The 18,122-nt window shown below is 60.1% G+C and carries 10 protein-coding genes and 1 riboswitch; of the genes, 7 read left to right on the plus strand and 3 right to left on the minus strand.

Going from position 1 to position 18,122, the window contains the following annotated elements:
• The first annotated feature begins 39 nt into the window (after positions 1-39).
• Positions 40-1,824 carry an ABC transporter ATP-binding protein gene (locus PZH32_RS04265; RefSeq protein WP_275206416.1) on the plus strand — a complete coding sequence of 595 codons (1,785 nt, stop codon included), beginning with the start codon at positions 40-42 and terminating at the stop codon, positions 1,822-1,824.
• A gap of 97 nt (positions 1,825-1,921) precedes the next feature.
• Here the strand turns inward: PZH32_RS04265 and PZH32_RS04270 are convergent, their stop codons facing one another.
• Positions 1,922-2,365 (minus strand): hypothetical protein, encoded by a 444-nt coding sequence (locus PZH32_RS04270; RefSeq protein WP_275206417.1) that lies wholly within the window; start codon positions 2,363-2,365, stop codon positions 1,922-1,924.
• Positions 2,366-2,610: 245 nt separating this feature from the next.
• Here PZH32_RS04270 and PZH32_RS04275 point away from each other — a divergent pair, with 245 nt between their 5' ends.
• On the plus strand, positions 2,611-3,054 hold the full coding sequence (locus PZH32_RS04275) for a hypothetical protein (protein WP_275206418.1): 444 nt from the start codon (positions 2,611-2,613) through the stop codon (positions 3,052-3,054).
• Here PZH32_RS04275 and PZH32_RS04280 read toward each other — a convergent pair.
• Positions 3,051-3,680: a MarR family winged helix-turn-helix transcriptional regulator gene (locus tag PZH32_RS04280; protein ID WP_275206419.1), complete on the minus strand. Its 630-nt coding sequence runs from the start codon at positions 3,678-3,680 to the stop codon at positions 3,051-3,053. The two genes, PZH32_RS04275 and PZH32_RS04280, sit on opposite strands and share 4 nt — an antisense overlap.
• 224 nt (positions 3,681-3,904) lie before the next feature.
• On the opposite strand from PZH32_RS04280, the gene PZH32_RS04285 reads away from it, so the two are divergent.
• Both PZH32_RS04285 and PZH32_RS04290 read left to right on the plus strand, forming a co-directional pair.
• Entirely contained in the window at positions 3,905-7,792 is a 3,888-nt protein-coding gene (locus tag PZH32_RS04285) for an efflux RND transporter permease subunit (RefSeq protein WP_275206420.1), read from the plus strand.
• A 663-nt stretch (positions 7,793-8,455) separates the two neighbouring features.
• Positions 8,456-11,128 (plus strand): DEAD/DEAH box helicase, encoded by a 2,673-nt coding sequence (locus PZH32_RS04290; RefSeq protein ID WP_275206421.1) that lies wholly within the window; start codon positions 8,456-8,458, stop codon positions 11,126-11,128.
• Here the strand turns inward: PZH32_RS04290 and PZH32_RS04295 are convergent.
• A complete protein-coding gene (locus PZH32_RS04295) occupies positions 11,125-12,531 on the minus strand; it encodes a helix-turn-helix transcriptional regulator (RefSeq protein ID WP_275206422.1) in 1,407 nt (468 codons plus the stop codon). The two genes, PZH32_RS04290 and PZH32_RS04295, sit on opposite strands and share 4 nt — an antisense overlap.
• Positions 12,532-12,877: 346 nt before the next feature.
• Here PZH32_RS04295 and PZH32_RS04300 point away from each other — a divergent pair, with 346 nt between their 5' ends.
• The 3 genes from PZH32_RS04300 to PZH32_RS04310 all read left to right on the plus strand — a co-directional run bounded on the left by PZH32_RS04300 (position 12,878) and on the right by PZH32_RS04310 (position 18,071).
• Positions 12,878-14,542 (plus strand): FAD-dependent oxidoreductase, encoded by a 1,665-nt coding sequence (locus tag PZH32_RS04300; RefSeq protein WP_275206424.1) that lies wholly within the window; start codon positions 12,878-12,880, stop codon positions 14,540-14,542.
• A gap of 399 nt (positions 14,543-14,941) precedes the next feature.
• Positions 14,942-15,038, plus strand: a riboswitch (glycine riboswitch).
• 58 nt (positions 15,039-15,096) lie between these two features.
• Positions 15,097-16,554 carry an alanine/glycine:cation symporter family protein gene (locus PZH32_RS04305; RefSeq protein WP_275206426.1) on the plus strand — a complete coding sequence of 486 codons (1,458 nt, stop codon included), beginning with the start codon at positions 15,097-15,099 and terminating at the stop codon, positions 16,552-16,554.
• A gap of 143 nt (positions 16,555-16,697) precedes the next feature.
• A complete protein-coding gene (locus PZH32_RS04310) occupies positions 16,698-18,071 on the plus strand; it encodes a Na+/H+ antiporter NhaC family protein (RefSeq protein WP_275206427.1) in 1,374 nt (457 codons plus the stop codon).
• Positions 18,072-18,122 lie beyond the last annotated feature (51 nt).

The following is an 18,122-nucleotide window of genomic DNA, read 5'->3' on the forward strand; positions in this document are numbered from 1 at the left end:
CGTCACTCAGTTGCGACAAAGTAAAGGTTAGGAAGTTAGATGAAGAAGAAGCAATCGTTGACGGCTCGCAGCTTGCACTACTATTGGCTGGCCACCCGTCGCCACCTGGGATTGTTCGTGGCGCTGGTGGCCTCTACTATTGGGTTTTGCGGCTTCCTCACCTACGGAAACCCGTATGTGATGAGTCTGATCGTCGATCGCGTGAGCGCCGATCCGGTGGCTGCTGAAGACGTGTTCACGGTGTTCGGCCCCTACATTGCGGCGCTGATCGGCATCAATTTGGCTGGTCAGACGTGCAGCAAGCTGCAGGACTACACGCTGTGGAAGCTTCAGATTGCGGTGAACTACGACTTGGCCACCACGGCCTTCGACACGCTGTGCAATCAGTCGCTGTCGTTCCACTCCAACCGCTTCGGCGGCACCCTGGTCAGTCAGACGGCGAAGTTTATGTCCGGCTACACCCTGCTTCTTCAGACCATGAACTTCCCGTTCCTGCCTATCCTCTGCTCCATTACCTTCACGTGCCTCATTTTGTTCCCCGTCGTGCCGGTGTACGCAGGCGTGCTCATGGTGCTGTTGGCGGTGTACGCCACCATTTCCTACATCATGTACAAGCGCATTCTGCATCTGAACGAGCAGGCGGCCGGCGCGCAGAACGCGTTGTCGGGCGAACTGTCCGATGCGGTCACCAACATTCTGGCGGTGAAGACCTACGGGCGCGAGGACTACGAACGCAAGCTGTTCGACGTGGCCAATAAAGAAGTGGTGGCGAAGGATTCGAAGCGCATGTGGGCCTCGCTCACCCGCGGCATCATCACGGCGGCCATCACGGTAGTCATCATGTCGGTGGTTACCGTGTTCATTTCCGGCGGTAACGCTTGGTTCGGCATTACACCAGGCACGGTCATCCTCATGTTCACCTACACGAATACCGTGACCAACCAGTTCAACTTCATCAACAATGGCCTGCAGCGCATCAACCAGGCCCTGGGCGATGCTTCGGGACTCACGGCCGTGCTCGACGAGCCGCTGCTGGTGGCCGACAAGCCGGGCGCGCAGCCCTTGGTGGTGGAGCTGGGCGATATCAACTTCAAGGACATCAATTTCTGGTACACCGACGGCGATGTGCGCACCCAGGTGTTCAACGATTTCAACCTGAAGATCCCCGCAGGTCAGCGCGTTGGTTTGGTGGGCATGTCCGGGGCGGGCAAGACCACGCTCACAAAGCTGTTGCTGCGCTTGGCCGACATCCAGGAGGGCGAGATCTTGGTGGACGGCCAGAACGTGGCCGATATTACCCAGCAAAGTCTGCGCCGCCAGATTGCCTACGTGCCTCAGGAGGCGCTGCTGTTCCATCGCTCTATTGCCGAGAACATTGCCTATGGGCGTCCCGATGCCACGATGGAAGAAATCCGCGAGGCAGCCCGAGCGGCCAACGCGCTGGAGTTCATCGAGGCGCTGCCCCAGGGCTTCGACACCATTACGGGCGAGCGCGGCATCAAGCTGTCCGGCGGACAGCGCCAGCGCATTGCCATCGCTCGCGCCATGCTGGCCGACTGCCCCATCCTGGTGCTGGACGAGGCTACCAGTGCGCTGGACTCGGAAAGCGAGGCGGCCGTGCAAGAGGCTCTCGCGCGCCTGATGGAAGGCCGCACGTCCATCGTGGTGGCTCATCGCCTGTCCACGGTGGCCAGCCTCGATCGCATTGTGGTGCTCGATCACGGCCAGATTGTGGAAGACGGTCCCCATGCCCAATTGGTGGAGGAGGGCGGCGAATACGCCCACCTGTGGAACCGCCAAACCGGCGCCTATATGGAGGAGTAGGAGCTCCGTCAGCCGCTGGCTGCTGCGGGGCAAAGAGAAGCCCGCGCCAGGGGAGGGAGACGGCGCGGGCTCGGTGGGATTGGCGTGCTGGTGGGGGCTAAACCCTCACGGCCACATCGGCGGGGCCGTTCTCGGTGGCGTTGATGAGCACGGTGGCGCTGGGGCTGGCTACGTCGCCGGTGCAGAGGGCGTAGAGGCCGGGGCTGCTGACGGTGACTTCGCCGAACTCGCTGGCGGGAATGGTGCGCTGGCGCTCGGGGATGACCGTGCCGTTTTCGGCGATGGAGGCGGTGCATAGCGACACCTCGTCGGCAGAGCTGTCGATGGCGAAGGTAAGCCCGGTTTCCGTGGCCTTCGAAAGATCAGGGGAGTCGACGGCAGCGCGATCATCGCCATGGCATGAGATGCAGGCCTGCCCCGATTTGATCATGGGATGGCTGGAAGCGCAGCCGGCAAGACCGATAACGGCGCCGGCAAGAAGTGCGACCAAAGCCAGGCGACCGGCTCGTGAGAATGCGGAGCGGGATGAGATGCGGGGCATAGTATCTCCTTGTCAAGGCAGTAATTTTTGCGAACGCTTGGCAGTCTAGCACGGCTTTTCTTCGGATCATCATCCTGCTAGCCTGATTTGTGTCCAAGTTGGTTTTCGGTGGCGCATGGTGTCGATTCGTCCTCGAACGAGAAAATACAGAAGGTACCTGTTGAAAATGGATGCTTGAATTGCTAGGCTAGGGGGCGTGAAAAAAGCGCTTCTTGGCGCAGAGGGCACGAGAAAGAAGCAGGCTTATGGTAAAGCGCGAAAATTTACTGATTATCGCGGGAATTTTCTGGCTTATAGCCGGCGCTAACGTGGCGGCCATTGGCGTGCAGGCGCTTCTGGGGGTGCCCCAGGATCACTGGTTCTTGATGTTCGGATTTATGGCTGTCGTGTTCGTTGGCTTCGCCTTTATGTTTCGCCGCGTGGCCCGCAAGCACGCAGCGCGCATTTTGGCCCACCCCGCTGACCGCGTCTGCGTAGTGCATACTTTCGACGCGAAGGGCTATCTGATCATCGCCGTTATGATGGGCGGCGGCATTGCGCTGCGGGCGTTCAACCTGGTACCGGCAACTTTTATTGGCAGTTTTTACCCGGGGCTCGGCACGGCTCTTGCCCTCACTGGCATTGGGCTGTTGGTCAGCCGATTCTGCGGCTGCGTGCCCGGCAGTCAGGCTCGTCGCAGTGGCTGCTAGGCCTCGTCTTCGGCGTCCAGACGGTGCGCGTTGATGTAGTCGCGCATCTTCGACCAGGGGTGGCGAGAGAGGGATGACTCGCCGAAGGGACAGCCGCTGGTTTCGCTGTCGCCTTCGGGGGTTTCCTGTGTTGCCTGCTCGATGATGGAGAGCAGGGTAATGAGCTGCTGTTTTTCCTGATCGGTAAGGCCTGCGTAGTAGTTGCTCATCTCGCTGAGGAAGGGCATCTGGTCAATGGCGCGGCCGGCGTCGGTCAGCCGGGTAATGGTAACGCGACCGTCGCTTTCCGATTTGCAGCGCTCAATGAGCCCCTTTCCCTCCAGCTTGACCAAAAGCTCGTTGAGCGATGCTGTCCGGATGTCCATGAGCTCGGCCATCTCGCGGGTGGAAAGGCCGTCGCGCTGTTTGAGCAGGGCGATTACCTGCCCCTGGCCGCGAAGCGGACTGAGGTGCGGGTCGGTCTGGTTAAGCGCCTGGCGCATGAAGCGGCGCGCCATGGCGTGGTAGAGGGAAAACAGCTGCAATGTCAGCGCAAGGTCGATGTCGTCTTCGCGCAGCAGCGCGTCCAGCTGCGCCTCAAGGAAGGCGGGAGAGGGCATGTCGCTGCCCGTTGGATGGTGGTGCATGGATCCCCTCTCAACGATGCCGGGCGCAGCAGATCAGCGCCGGCGTTCTCCTGCTTCGTTTACGGAAAATATCACGTTTCCGATAATTATAATAGGTACCTGTTGTAAAATGGCGAAAATTTCGCCCCGTAAACGCGAACGGGGCTCGATTCCGGCTCTGGGCTATCCAGGAGGTCGGTGAGAGTCGCATCCAGGGGCTGCAGCAAGCCAGAGAGCAGGAGACTATGCTTAGTCGATTCAGCGTGAAGCATCCCTATATCGTCGTGGTGGCCGTTATCGTCTGCCTGCTTTTGGGCGGCGTGTCGCTTTCCAACATGAAGACCGATCTTTTGCCCGATATGGACATTCCGTACCTGGCCGTCATTGTGACCGAGCCGGGAGCCTCCGCCGAGAAGGTGGAAACTGAGATCACCGAGCCGCTTGAGAGCGCCTTGGCCACGGTTAGCGGCGTGGACGGCGTTATGAGCCAGTCGGCTTCTAACGTGTCCATGGTGTTCCTGGAGTTCGAGGACGGAACCGATATGGATTCGGCTATGGTGAAGGTGTCCTCGGCGGTGAACCAGGTGCAGCCGCTGCTCCCTGAAACAGCCGGCGCGCCGAACATCATGGAGCTTTCCATGGATATGATGGCCACCAGCTACGTGGCGGCGGCCTATCCGGAAAAGAACATCTACGAGCTGTCCGACTTTGCCGAAGACACGCTGCTGCCGCGCCTGGAGCGCGTGAACGGTGTGGCCGACGTGTCGGTGACGGGCACGGTGAAGCAGACGGTGGAGGTGCGTCTTTCCGATTCCAAAATCGAGGATGTGAACAATCAGCTGCTGGCCAGTGTGAATGCCGAGCTGGCCGATGCGAAGAGCGATATCGAGAAGGGCGAGGCCGACCTTGCTGACGCCGAGGACGAGATCAAGGCTCAGCAAGAAAAACTTGCCTCCCAGGAAACCGAGACGACCGACCAGCTGGGCCAGGCAGTCTCGGGTCTGACCCTGGCGGTATCCAGTTCCACCAGCAAGGTGTCCACGCTGGCCGCCCAGCTGCAGGCGCTTCAGGCTCAGGGCGAGAGTCTGGGCGGCACCGTGGCGGCGCTGCAGGAAGAGGTAGAGGGGCTGCCCGCTGAGATCGAGGAGCTGGGTCGTCAGGCCCAGGAAGCCGCTCTAGCGGGAGACATGGAGAAGGCGGCCGCGCTGCAGGCCCAGGCCGAGGAGAAGGGCGCCCGGCTGGCCGCCGCGGCCGAGGAACTACAGGCGGCTGCCGCTCAGCTGCAGGCACTGCCCGATCAGGCTACCGAGCTGCAGGCGCAACTTGAGAAGGCCTCGGGCGAACTGGAAACGTATCAGAAGCAGTTGGCCCAAGCCGAGGCCGGAAGCCTGACGGCTGCTTCTCAGTTCGGAAGCGGATCGGCCCAGCTAGCCCAGGCTCTTTCTGCAACGGAATCGGGCAAGACGCAGCTTGAGCAAGCGCGCGAGCAGTACGAGGACGCGCGCGAGCAGGCCATCAAGCAGGCGAACATCGATACGCTGGTGGATAAGGACACTCTGGCAAGCATTATCAAGGCCCAGGATTTTTCCATGCCGGCCGGTTATCTGGGCAACGCCGATGACGACAATCAGTGGCTGCTCCACGTGGGCGACAATATCACCTCCCTTGAGGAGCTCGAGGACCTGCTGCTGGTGACCTTGGACGACGTGGGCGATGTGCGCCTGGCTGACGTGGCCGACATCACGGTGGTGGACAACGCGGGGGATGCCTACATGTCCTTGAACGGCGGCGACGGCATGCTGCTGTCGGTGTTCAAGTCGTCCACGGCCTCTACCAACGAGGTGTCCTCCGCGGTGCGCGAGGCAGTGGTTGACCTGCAGGAGGAGTATCCGGGCCTCACGCTGCGGGTAGTGGGCGACCAGGGATCCTACATCGACCTGTTCATCGCCTCCATTTTGCAGTCGCTGCTGGTAGGAGCGCTTCTGGCTGTGGTGGTGCTCGCGCTGTTCCTGCGCGATTGGAAGCCCACGGTGCTCATTGCCGTGTCCATTCCATTCTCGGTGCTGTTGGCGCTGCTCATCATGTATTTCACCGGGGTCTCCATCAATATCATGTCGCTGGCGGGCATTTCGCTGGCCATTGGCATGTTGGTGGACAACTCCGTGGTGGTGCTCGAGAACATCTACCGCCTGCGCAGCCGCGGCATCTCGGCGCCTCGAGCCGCCGTGCAGGGCGCCAAGCAGATTTCCGGCGCCGTGGTGGCCTCCACGCTTACCACTATCTGCGTGTTCGTGCCCATTGCCTTTACCACGGGCATGGTCAACCAGATGATGATGCCCTTCGCCCTGTCGCTTACCTATGTGCTGGTGGCGTCGCTGGTGGTGGCCCTTACCTTGGTGCCCGCCCTGTCGCGCTTCGCCTTCCGCCGCCAGCGCGTGCGCCGTGACGGTCTCTTCGAGAAGGTGAAGGCCGCTTATGGCCGCTCGCTCGCTTTCTTCCTGCGCCATAAGGTGCTGCCCTTGGGACTGGCTGTGGTGCTGGTGGTGGTGTCGGTGGCCGGGGTGGTGAACATGGGCATCTCCATGATTCCCTCCATGAGCGGCAACACCATGGAAGTCATGGTGACCATGCCCGAGGGAACCGAGAAGGACGAGGCATTTGCCCTGGCCGATGAGGTGATGGATGCGGCCCTGGCTATTCCGGGCGTTGATACGGTGGCCGCCATCGACGGCTCCACGACAGTGTCCATGGTGTCGTCGGCAGCCAGTGATGCCGGGGCCGAGATTTTCGACCTCTTCGCTTTTTACATCCTTATGGGCGATGAGGTGACCACTGATACGCAGGTGCAGGACATTATGGCCCAGTTGTCTGACGCCACGGCCGATTTGCCCTGCGAAGTCATGGCCGATGCGTCCGCCTCGTCCATGGAGTCGATGATGGGCAGCGGGCTTTCGCTGACCATTGTCGGCGACGACCAGGAGGTTCTGAACGACATCAGCGAGGAAGTAATGGCCAAGGTGGCCGAGGTGCCCGGCTATACCGAGATCGAGAACGGCATGGAGGACGCTGACCGCGAGTTGAACCTGGTGGTGGACGAGGACGCGCTGACGGGCTACGGCTGGACGGTGGCCCAGCTGTACCAGACGCTGGCCACCGAGCTGGCAACCGACGTGACCTCCAGCAAGTTGACGCTGGACGGCAGCACGGCCGAGGTGCACATCATCGATGAGACCCATGTGCTCACCCGCGAGAACATCCTCGAGCACACCGTGGACATTCCCAATCGCGAAGGGGAGACCGAGGCTATTGCCATCGGGAAGTTCGCCACGTTGGAGGAAAGCGAGGCGCCCACGGCCATCATGCACGAGAACTCCCAGAAGACCATGACGGTTACGGCGGAGGTGGAAGACGGCTACAACAACGCGCTGCTGGCTCGCGACCTGCAGCAGAAGATCGACGAGATCGAACTGCCCCAGGGTTACTCGCTCTCCTTCGGCGGCGAGCTGGAGAACATCGATACCATGCTCTCGCAGATGATGCTGTTGCTCATTGTGGGCTTCGTGCTCATCTATCTTATTATGGTTGCCCAGTTCCAGGGCTTGCTGTCGCCCTTCATCGTCATGATGACGGTGCCGCTGGCCTTCACGGGTGGCTTCTTGGCCCTGTGGGCTGCCGGCGAGCAGCTGACCATGATGTCGCTGATGGGCTTCGCCATTCTCATGGGCACAGTGGTGAACAACGGCATCGTGTTCGTCGACTACGTGAACCAGCTGCGCATCGGTGGACTGGAGAAGCGCGATGCTTTGGTGGCAGCGGGTCAGACGCGTATGCGCCCCATCCTCATGACGGCGCTTACCACTATTCTTGCCATGGTGCCGCTGGTGGTCAGCCAGGCCATTGGCGCTTCCATGGAGCGCGGCATGGCGCTGGTGGTAGTGGGAGGCCTGGCCTACGCGACGCTGATGACGCTCTATATCGTGCCCATTCTGTACGACTTGTTCTACCGCAAGACGCCCACGGAAGTTGACCTGGGCGACGAGTCCATCGACGACGACCCCGGCGACGCCCAAGCCTTCCTTGAGGAGCTCCGCGGCAAGCACGCAGCCCTGCCGGGGAATGCCGCGGGCGCGTAACTGGGCTGCTGGGACGCGTAGCCGGGCTGCTTGCGCGGGAAGCTTGTGGGGTCCTGATCGCTGCCCGCTTCGTGCTGATCCCACCCGTCCGCGCGAGAGGGCGGCGCGCTTGTCGTCTGGCCACCCGCTCCGCTACTTCGCCTTCGGCTCAGGCGCTGCGCTCCCTCATGTTTTTATGGAGCGGCCTTCGGCCGCGGAAAAGACAGTGTTCAGAGAGGCCTGCCGACGAGTCCGCCGCCCTCCCGCGCTACTCGTTGGGTTGCGCAAGGTTGTGGGTGCGGGAAAAGGTTCCAGAAGCGGCCCCTTTGATACCCTTTTGAGGGACGAAAAGGGGCCGCTTGGTTCCCTGTTCCAGTAAAAGGCCAGGTGGGAGAGATGACTTGGGGAAGAGGAGGGAACCAAACAGCTGGATTTGGGAACCTTCCATCCATCGATGCGCCTTTTGCGGTTGTTGCGCGCAGGCTCCCGTTTGTCCCCTCTCCCCGTGCTGCTACCTTGGCCTTTCATGTCAAAAACGGCCGCTTGGTAAGAGCGCTTGGGCGGGGGTCAACGGTCTGCGCCCTGCATGTCCGCGTTCCGTTCGGCAGCGGGTTGCTGACAGTTGGGGCCCAGGTCGGGAAGTTCCCTATAATGGAAGAAAACCCGCGCGATGTGAGGATGACCATGGCTGTGCCTGTTGAGAACGCTCCTGAATCTGAAACTTACGAACTGCCCGAGGACTTCGAGGGCGAAGCCGGCGATGCCGCTACCGACGTTGCCGCGCCGGTCGGCGCCGCGCCCGTCGATCCCTTCGAGCCCGGCTCGCTGGGTTGGATGCTGCCCTGGGCGGAAACGGGCGAGGGCGACCTGATGACGCCCGACGAGGCGCTCGAGACGTTCCTGGCGTGGGTCGATTCCCGCGGCATGGAGCTGTGGCCTCATCAGGAAGACGCGCTCATGGACTTGGCCGTGGGCGACTCGGTCATTCTGGGCACGCCCACCGGCTCGGGCAAGTCCATGGTGGCGCTGGGCCTGTGCTTTATGGCCATTGCCACGGGGCGCACGGCTTACTACACGGCGCCCATCAAGGCCCTCGTGTCCGAGAAGTTCTTCGACATGGTAGACGTGCTCGGCCGCGACAACGTGGGCATGATCACGGGCGACTCCACCATCAACACCGAGGCGCCGGTCATCTGCTGCACGGCGGAAATTCTCGCGAACCAAGCGCTGCGCGAAGGCCCGGCGTCGAAGGTGGGCTGCGTCATCATGGATGAGTTCCATTTCTACGCCGATCCCGATCGCGGCTGGGCCTGGCAGGTACCGCTGCTGACCCTCCCGAATGCCCAGTTTCTGCTGATGAGCGCCACGTTGGGCGATATCACCGACATCGCCACCGCCCTTGAGGAGCGCACGGGCCGTCCCGTCGACCGCATCACCGATGCCCCGCGTCCCGTGCCGCTGTCCTACGACTACACCTTCGAAACCCTGGAGGCCACGGTCGAGTTGGGCTTGCGAGCCGGCGAAGCACCCATGTACATCGTGCACTTCTCCCAAGACGAGGCGCTGAAGAACGCTCGGGCTCTGGCCAGCTACGGCGTGTCGGACAAGGCGCAGCGCGAAGCCATCAAGGAGGCCATGAAGGGCACGAAGTTCACCACGCCCTTCGGTAAGATACTGCAGCGGCTGCTGGCCGCTGGCGTGGGCGTTCATCATGCGGGCATGCTGCCGCGCTATCGTTTGCTGGTGGAGCGTCTGGCCCAGCAGGGGCTGCTGCCCGTCATCTGCGGCACCGACACGCTGGGTGTGGGCATCAACGTGCCCATCCACACCGTGGTGCTCACGCAGCTTACGAAGTTCGACGGTCAGAAAATGCGCAAGCTGCGCAGCCGCGAGTTCCATCAAATTGTGGGCCGTGCCGGACGCGCCGGCTTCGATACCGAGGGTATGGTTATCGCGCTGGCACCGGAGCATGAGATCGAGAACCACAAGGCCGTGCTGAAGGCGGGCGACGACCCCAAGAAGCTGCGCAAGATCAAGAAGAAGCAGCCGCCCGAGGGCTTTGTCAGCTGGAACAAGCAAACCTTCGAGCGCCTCATCGAGAAGCCGCCCGAGAAGCTGACGCCGCGCATGCGCATCACCCATTCCATGGTGCTGGCTGTGGTGTCCCGCGGGGGCGATGCCTGGAAGAACGTGCATCAGCTGATTGCCGACTCGGCCCAGACGCCCGAGGAGAAGATCAAGCTGAATGCCCGCGCCGACGAGATTTTCGGCACGCTCATCGAGGCCGGCGTAGTGGTGCGCGAAGAAGCCGAGGACGGCAGCCCCAGCTACGTGCTGACGGTCGACCTGCCCGAGGACTTCGCCCTCGATCAGCCGCTATCGCCCTTCCTGTTGGCGGCCCTCGACCTGCTGGATCCTGAGAGCGACACCTATGCCCTGGACGTCATTTCCCTGGTAGAGGCCACGCTGGAGAATCCCGCGAAGGTGCTGCGCGCCCAAGAGCGCAAGGCTCGCGACGCGGCCATGGCCGCTATGAAGGCTGACGGCGTGGACTACGAGGAGCGCTTGGAGCGCCTGGCAGAAATCACCTATCCGAAGCCGCTGGAGGACCTGCTGGCCCAGGCCTTCGACCTGTACTGCCAAAGCGTGCCGTGGGCGCGCGATTACGAGCTGCTGCCCAAGAGCGTGCTGCGCGACATGGTGGAGACGGCCAGCGATTTCAAAACCTACATCGGCCGCTATGGCATTGCGAAATCCGAGGGCACGCTGCTGCGCTACCTCTCCGACGCCTTCCGCGTGCTGGTGCGCACGCTGCCGCCCGACACCATGAACGATTCGTTGCGCGACATTGTGGCCTGGCTCGGCTTCATGGTGCGCACCACCGACTCCTCGCTGGTGGATGCCTGGGCCAGTGCCGGCGATTTGCCCGAGGCCGGAGCGCCCCCGGTGGCGCCCGACGCGGTGGTGGCCGACCGTCACGGCATGGAGGTTATGGTGCGCAACGCGCTGTTTGCCCGCGTGCGTCTGGCTGCGCTCGAGCGCACGCGCGAACTGGGCAACCTGGACGAAGAATGGGGCATGGGCGAGCGCGCCTGGAACGCCGCCTTGGACGACTACTTCGCCGAGCACAACGAAATCCGTCTGGACGGCGACGCCCGCAGCGCCGCGTATCTGACCATCGACGAGGGGCCGGAGCAGAAGGAGCATCGGTGGCACGTGCGCCAAATCTTCCTGGACGAGAACGCCGACGGCGACTTCCGCATCGAAGCCGATGTCGACCTGGACGCCACCCAGGAGCAGGGCGAAGTCATCTTCAAGAACTACCGCGTCGGGTTTGTAGAGGATTTGACGAACTAGGAGAGGTTCTCCAGACCAAGAAACAGGTATAGCTCCTGCCTACTATGAACGCCCAATTTTTTATAAATATTGTGGGTGTGCGTCTTCACCGTAGCGAGGCTTACCACCAGATCGTCGCTAATTTGCACTAACGTTTTTCTTTGGGCGAGGAGAAGGAGTACGTCTCCCTCGCGTTTAGTCAGAGAGCACTGCATGGCAACTGATGTGCAGGTTTCGGTAAGTATGGCGTAATAGCGTGCTGGATCGATGTACTGCGCCTTCGCTGGGTCGGCGTTTCTCTCGAGGCTTCCGTCTCTAAGGGGCGAAAGATAGACGAACGCGATGGCTCCTAATCCTGCGAGTAGGACGAGGGGCAAAGCATGCACGCCAGGCCCTACCGTGCCCGAGAAGGCTTCCCCTAGAAAAGCGGCGAGCTGCTCTGCAAGATAGGCAAGCGAGAAAACAAGGACTGGGTTGTTCCCTCTTCTCTGACAGAGATTGCAAAGTACGGTGAAGAAAAACGTTGAGAAGGTCATATAGGAAGCGTCGAGAAGAATCGAGGCGATTTCATAGGAGCGCCCGACTCCTATCGCGAAAACTATAATCGCTAGTTCCAGAATGGCGAGCGATGCATCATAGAGCTGCTTGATGCGAACGATCCTTCCGTTGACCGCAAGGGCGATTGAGGTAACTGCAATGGCGACGAAGAGCCCGAAGTAGGAAACACTAGCTACGGGTATGGGGGCAAAGCCTTGTAGCGTTTGGATGGTAAAGATGATAAGCGAATAAATAAGCAGCAGTCGCGCAATAGGAAAGAAACTGTGCGGCTCGATTTTCCCCATCTCTTCTGGGGGTGGGATAACCGTAGGAGTTTTGCGCCAAAGCGCAGTAGAGGATTTCCGGGTGAGGCAGAGGGCGATTGCGAGGGGCGCAATGCAGGATATGGCAAGTGGCGGGAGCAAAGTTGAGAGCGCTCGCAGTATGCCAACAAAAAACTGCCAGGCAATGAGCGTTAAAAGGCAGTCAACGAGAGGGAGCCCCGCAAGCGCTTTGAGGCACGAGATGAGCAGAGAAGCTTGGCAAAGCGCCGTTATGCAAAGGCAAGCGAAGGGCAGAAATCCCCAGGGATTCTCTGGCCATAATGAGAATATCCAGGCGCCAAAAAAGCCGAGAAAACACAGTGAGCAGGAGGTAAAGACGAACGCCCTGCTGCTGAGGAAAGTGCTGGCTTGACGGTGAAACAGAGCCAAGACGCCGAACGCGAGTGACGTTACAAGGAGATGGGGATATTGAGAAAAGGATATGAGCGAAGCGAATCCCGCCGGAATTGCAGCAGAGGGGTCGAGCATCCAGGCGCAAGCGAAAGCTAGAGCGAGAGCAAAAGGCACGTTGCGTATCTGGTTTATCGTCACTGCTTTGGCCACGTTCGACCTCCCGAGTGGTTTCGCATCATAGAACTGCCTTTCGACCTATTTTATATCGTTTAAGCATGGAGAACGCGAGGGGGAATCGCACTTTGAGGAAGTGGAGTGCGGAGGCGAAGGGTGGCTTGAAGTGCGTAATGTGCCTCATCAACCGTTTTTTCAACCCTTTCGCGCCTGCAATCAACCTCAATCTGCACTCTCAAAATCCAACACCTGCGTTTTTATACCTAAGTGCGATTTGGAATAAGCGCTGTCAACGTTTTTCGCCGATAGGCAAATTGGGCGATAGCTTATGAGCCCAAAATCGCGCATGCGATAAACCAGTTAGGAAAGAGGAGGGTCAACAATGGGCAAGGGAATATCGCGCAGAGATTTTATTGTTGGGGGCGGAGTGTTTGGTGCGAGTGTGGCAGCGGTCGGCCTCGCGGGGTGTGCTCCTTCGAATGGCGGTTTGCCGTCCACTGGCGCCGATGCATCGGGCACCAGTGCGAATAAGGGCGAGGATCGCCCTCTTTCTTCGCGACTTGTCGAAGTGGATGAAAGGGATGTGACTCGCACTGAGGAATGCGATGTTGTGGTGTGCGGTTCGGGATCCGCTGGAACCTATGCCGCGATTAGAGCAGCTGAGCTTGGTGCTCGTGTAATCTGGCTCGAGAAGACAAATCTCAAGGGAGGAACTTCAACGGTGACGGAGGGCACGCTTGCGTACAACACTCAAGAACAGCTTGACGCGCAGGGGCCCGCAGACTTGCAGGCTGAGTTCGAAGCTTACATGCAGTGGCACAATTGGGGTGCTTATGCACCGGGGATTTGGTGCTACCTGGACAATTCTGGAGAAGCTCTCGATTGGGCTATAAGCCATGGGGCTTCGATGTCGACTGGTGGTCAGGGCTCCCTTCTGAGCTGTTTTGACGAGGCAGGAAATTGGACAAACAACGGCGAAGGTATGCTCAAGCCGCTTTGGGCCTATGGGGAGACGCTCGATAATTTGGATTTTCGCCTAGAGTCTCCTGCCGTGAATATCATTCTCGATGACGAGGGGGTTGGGGGCGTTTACGCAAAAAGCGGAGACGATCTCGTGCGTATTAATGCAAAAGCGACGGTGCTCGCTACGGGTGGATTCGGGAAAAACCCGGAAATGTGCGCCGAGCGGCTTCGCGTTCCTAGTGAACGAGTTGTATTTCTGGGGTTTGATGGTCAAGATGGTGACGGTATTAATATGGCGCTGACAGCAGGTGCGTTGCCCCAGGCGCCGTCTGCAGTAATGTATGGACTTTCGAAGGCGTGCGGAGAAAGCTGGAGTAGCATGCTGTCGATTTTCACTCAGTGGCCGCCCGCTTATCGGTATCCGCTAGAAATAGGCAAAACGCTCCCCATGGTCAATCAGAGCGGCAAGCGCTTCTACAATGAGACGCTTGCGGAAGACGCCGATACCTCCCGTCTCAACACGGCAATCGCTTCTCAGTCGAAGGTCTTTACGTTGTTTGATGAGGCGCATGTTGAGGCCTATGAGGGCGAGGATAAGCTTAATAAGTTCGTTGCCTTCATGGGTGTTGGGAGCGGAGAGTTTCGATCTTTGGTTGAAAGCAGCGACTTTGTTTGGAAGGCCGATAGCTTTGAGGAGCTTGCTGAACTCATGGGGGTTGATCCAAAGGCGTTGGTTGAAACGGTGGAAGACTACAATAATAGGGCAAAGGGGGGTGGCTCTCGTGACCCCCTCGGAGCTGATCCTGCGCTTATGACGCCGTTAGAGAAGAAGCCGTTTTATGCGGTTCAAGTCGAGGCTTGCGCCTATAGTACCTGTGGTGGCGTGCGGGGAGATTACGAGGCGCGAGCGATTGGTCACGACGATCTCCCCATCAAGGGCTTGTTTGTGTGCGGCATTGACAATGGTTCCATGCAGTTTAACGACTATCCCTATGGGTTGCATGGTGGATCGGGGCAAGGTGCTGCTTGTACGACAGGATATGTTGCTGCAAACGCAGCTTGCAAAGATTTAGGTCTGGCCTAGTAATCATTCGAAGGCGACCCTCGATTCCTCTGCTGCGGCATGGAGATCGAGGGTCGCCTTAAGGCGCCAGTACTATGTGGTAGCGCGGGAGGGGCCGGGCCCGTCGGCAGGCCTCTCTGAACGCCGTCTTTTCCGCGGCCAAAGGCCGCTCCATAAAAACATGAGGGAGCGCAGCGCCTGAGCCGAAGGCGAAGTAGCGAAGCGGGTGGCCAGACGACGGGCCCGGCCCCTCCCGCGCGGACAGACGGTGTGCTCCTGCCGCTGGCGGCACGTTCTGCGCCGCATGAAACGTTGGGCGAATTAGTTATTGATTGATAGCGTGTCAGGGCGCATAATAGGGCGGCATTATTTCTGTGATGTCTTCGGGACGGAGCGCTGTGGGGCGTCCGAACCGGAGGCGGAGAAAACTCTGGAGAACTCTTAAGTGAGTGCCGAAGGTGCAAGGCCCGCTGCAAGCGGCGCCGAATCTCTCAGGCAAACGGACAGAGCGAGTGCGGCCCTCTCTTAAGGGCGCGTTCTCCCGAGTTTTCGCGTAAGACGAAGAAGGGAAGAACGTGGAAGAGGCATTGCTTGGTATCGTTACCACCATCAACAATTATCTTTCGAACTATGTGCTGATCATCCTGCTTTTGGGCATGGGCATTTGGTTCACCATCCGCACCAAGGCCATTCAGTTCCGCTGCTTCGGCGAAGGTTGGCGCCGCATGTTCGGCAACTTCAGCCTGCGCGGTGGCAACCAGGGTGGCGGCATGACGTCGTTCCAGGCGCTGTCCACGGCTATTGCGGCTCAGGTCGGCACTGGTAACATCGTGGGTGCCTGCGGCGCTATCATCATCGGCGGCCCCGGCGCTATCTTCTGGATGTGGATCATCGCGCTGTTGGGCATGGCCACCAACTACGCCGAGGCCGTTATGGCGCAGAAGACTCGCGTGGTTGACGCCGACGGCACGGTGCACGGCGGTCCGGTGTACTACATCACCACGGCCTTCAAGGGCGGTCTGGGCAAGTTCCTGGCCGGCTTCTTCGCCGTGGCTATCATTTTGGCTCTGGGCTTCATGGGCTGCATGGTGCAGTCGAACTCCATCGCCGAGACCATGAACAACGCCTTCGGCGTACCCACTTGGCTTATCGGCATCATCGTGGTCATCTTGGCCGGCATCGTGTTCATCGGCGGTGTGGCCCGCTTGGCTTCGGTGACGGAGAAGATCGTGCCCATCATGGCCATCCTCTATGTGGTGGGCTCGCTGATCGTGCTCATCATGAACGCGCAGAACATTCCGGCTACCTTCGGCCTTATCTTCGAGTGCGCCTTTAACCCCGAGGCTACCGTGGGCGGTGCCACCTTCGGCATCATTGCCGCCATTAGCCAGGGCGCGAAGCGCGGCCTGTTCTCCAATGAGGCCGGCATGGGCTCCACCCCGCACGCTCACGCGCTGGCCGAGGTGAAGACCCCGCACGAGCAGGGCGTTGTGGCTATGATCGGCGTGTTCATCGATACCATCGTGGTGGTTACCATGACGGCGCTGGTGGTGCTGTCGGTGCTCTACGTGGGCGACGGCATGCTGGCCACGGGCGACTACATGACCCTCACCACCGAGACGGTCACTAAGACCAACATTGCCCAGCTGGCTTTCGGTCAGTTCTTCGGCGAGAATCCGGGCGCTTGGTTCGTGGCCATCTGCCTGCTGTTCTTCGCCTTCTCCACCATTCTTTCCTGGAACCTGTTCGCGAAGCTGAATGTGGAGTGGCTCTTCGGTAAGAAGGCTATCATGCCCTTCACCATCATTGCCCTGGTGTTCATCTTCCTGGGCTCCATTCTGTCCAACGATCTGGTGTGGGAGCTGGCCGACATGTTCAACCAGCTGATGGTCATCCCCAACGCCATCGCGCTGTTCGCGCTGTCGGGCGCCATCATCTCCATTGCCAACGCGGCCCACGACAAACACGCTACCGACATCCGCGAGGAGAACCTCGAGGATCGCGAGCGTGCCATCGAGAACGCCGGCAAGTAGGCCGGCGGCTCAGACAACCGTCTGCGCGACCTAGGGGCACCTTCTTCGGAGGGTGCCCTTTTTGCTGCTTAGGGCCGCGACGGGTGCGCTATACTGGTCGATCGCATTCGCAAGAGCGTTGGATAAGAGGGAAAGAGAAGTACATGGCGGATAAAAAGGGGAATGTGGCAGCGCTTCTGCCTATTGGGGTGTTCCTGGTGCTCTACTTGGGCCTGGGTATTATGTTCGAGTACGGCATGGGCATTTCCATGGGCTTCTACAATATTCCCATTGTGGTTATCTTCCTGATTGCGCTTTTGGTGGCCTGTTTCCAGAACCGCAAGGTGTCCTTTGACCGCAAGCTTACTATCATGGGTCGCGGCATTGGCGATAAGACCATCGTCACCATGATCCTCATCTTCATGGCCGCCGGTGTGTTCGTAGGCACCGTGGGTCGCGACTCGGCCGAGTCGGTGGCCTATCTTATGCTCTCGATCATTCCCGCCGAGTTCTCGGTGGCCGTGCTGTTCGTGGTCAGCTGCTTCGTTTCGCTGGCCATGGGCACGTCGGTGGGCACCATTACGCTGATCACGCCCATTGCCGCGGCGGTGTCGGCGGCCTCGGGCTTTAGCCTGCCTCTGTGCGTGGGCTCGGTTATGGGCGGCGCTATGTTCGGCGACAACCTGTCCTTTATTTCTGATACCACCATTGCGGCTTGCCAGGGCCAGGGCTGCAAGATGGGCGACAAGTTCCGCGAGAACTTCAAGATTGCCCTGCCGGCGGCTTTGGTCACGCTGGTCATCATTTTGGTGCTGTCTCTGGGCGAGAACATCACGGGCACGGTGCAGAACGACTACAACCTCATCGAGCTCATTCCGTATCTGATTGTGCTTATCGGCGGCATCTTGGGCATCAACGTGTTCATCGTGCTGCTGGCGGGCATTGTGGTGGGATCCGTCGTGGTGGTGGCTACGGGAGCCGTGCCCGCTACGGACTTGCTGGGCAACATGGGAACCGGGGCCGCCGGCATGTTCGAGACTACTATGGTGGCGGTGCTGGTCAGCGCCATCTGCGCGCTCATCCGCGAGAACGGCGGCTTTGTGGCCCTGCTCAACGGCATCAAGCGCGTGTTCAAGGGTCGCAAGGGCGGCCAGCTGGGCATGGGCCTGCTGGTGGGCGCCATGGACATTGCCACGGCCAACAACACCGTGGCCATCGTCATGGCCAACCCCATCGCCCACGAAATGGCCGAGACCTACGATATTTCGCGCCGCAAGACGGCCTCGCTGCTGGACACCTTCTCCTGCGTGTTCCAGGGCGTCATTCCCTACGGCGCTCAAATGCTCGTGGCCATTTCTGCTTGCACCGAGCTGGGCTATGCGGTGTCGGCCTTCCAGATCATGCCGTTTTTGTTCTACCCGTTCTTCCTGCTCATCAGCTCGCTGGTGTTCATCTTCGTCATTCCCGACGATCGTGGCTATACCCCGCACCATGGGGAAGAGGACTTCGACGTGGTCGAGGTAGAAGAAGTGGCCTAAGCCGCGGGATGCGGCAAGCCGTGCGCATCACCAAGTAGCGTTAACGAACGA

The organism is Adlercreutzia equolifaciens (genome assembly GCF_029076695.1).
Taxonomy (GTDB): domain Bacteria; phylum Actinomycetota; class Coriobacteriia; order Coriobacteriales; family Eggerthellaceae; genus Adlercreutzia; species Adlercreutzia equolifaciens_A.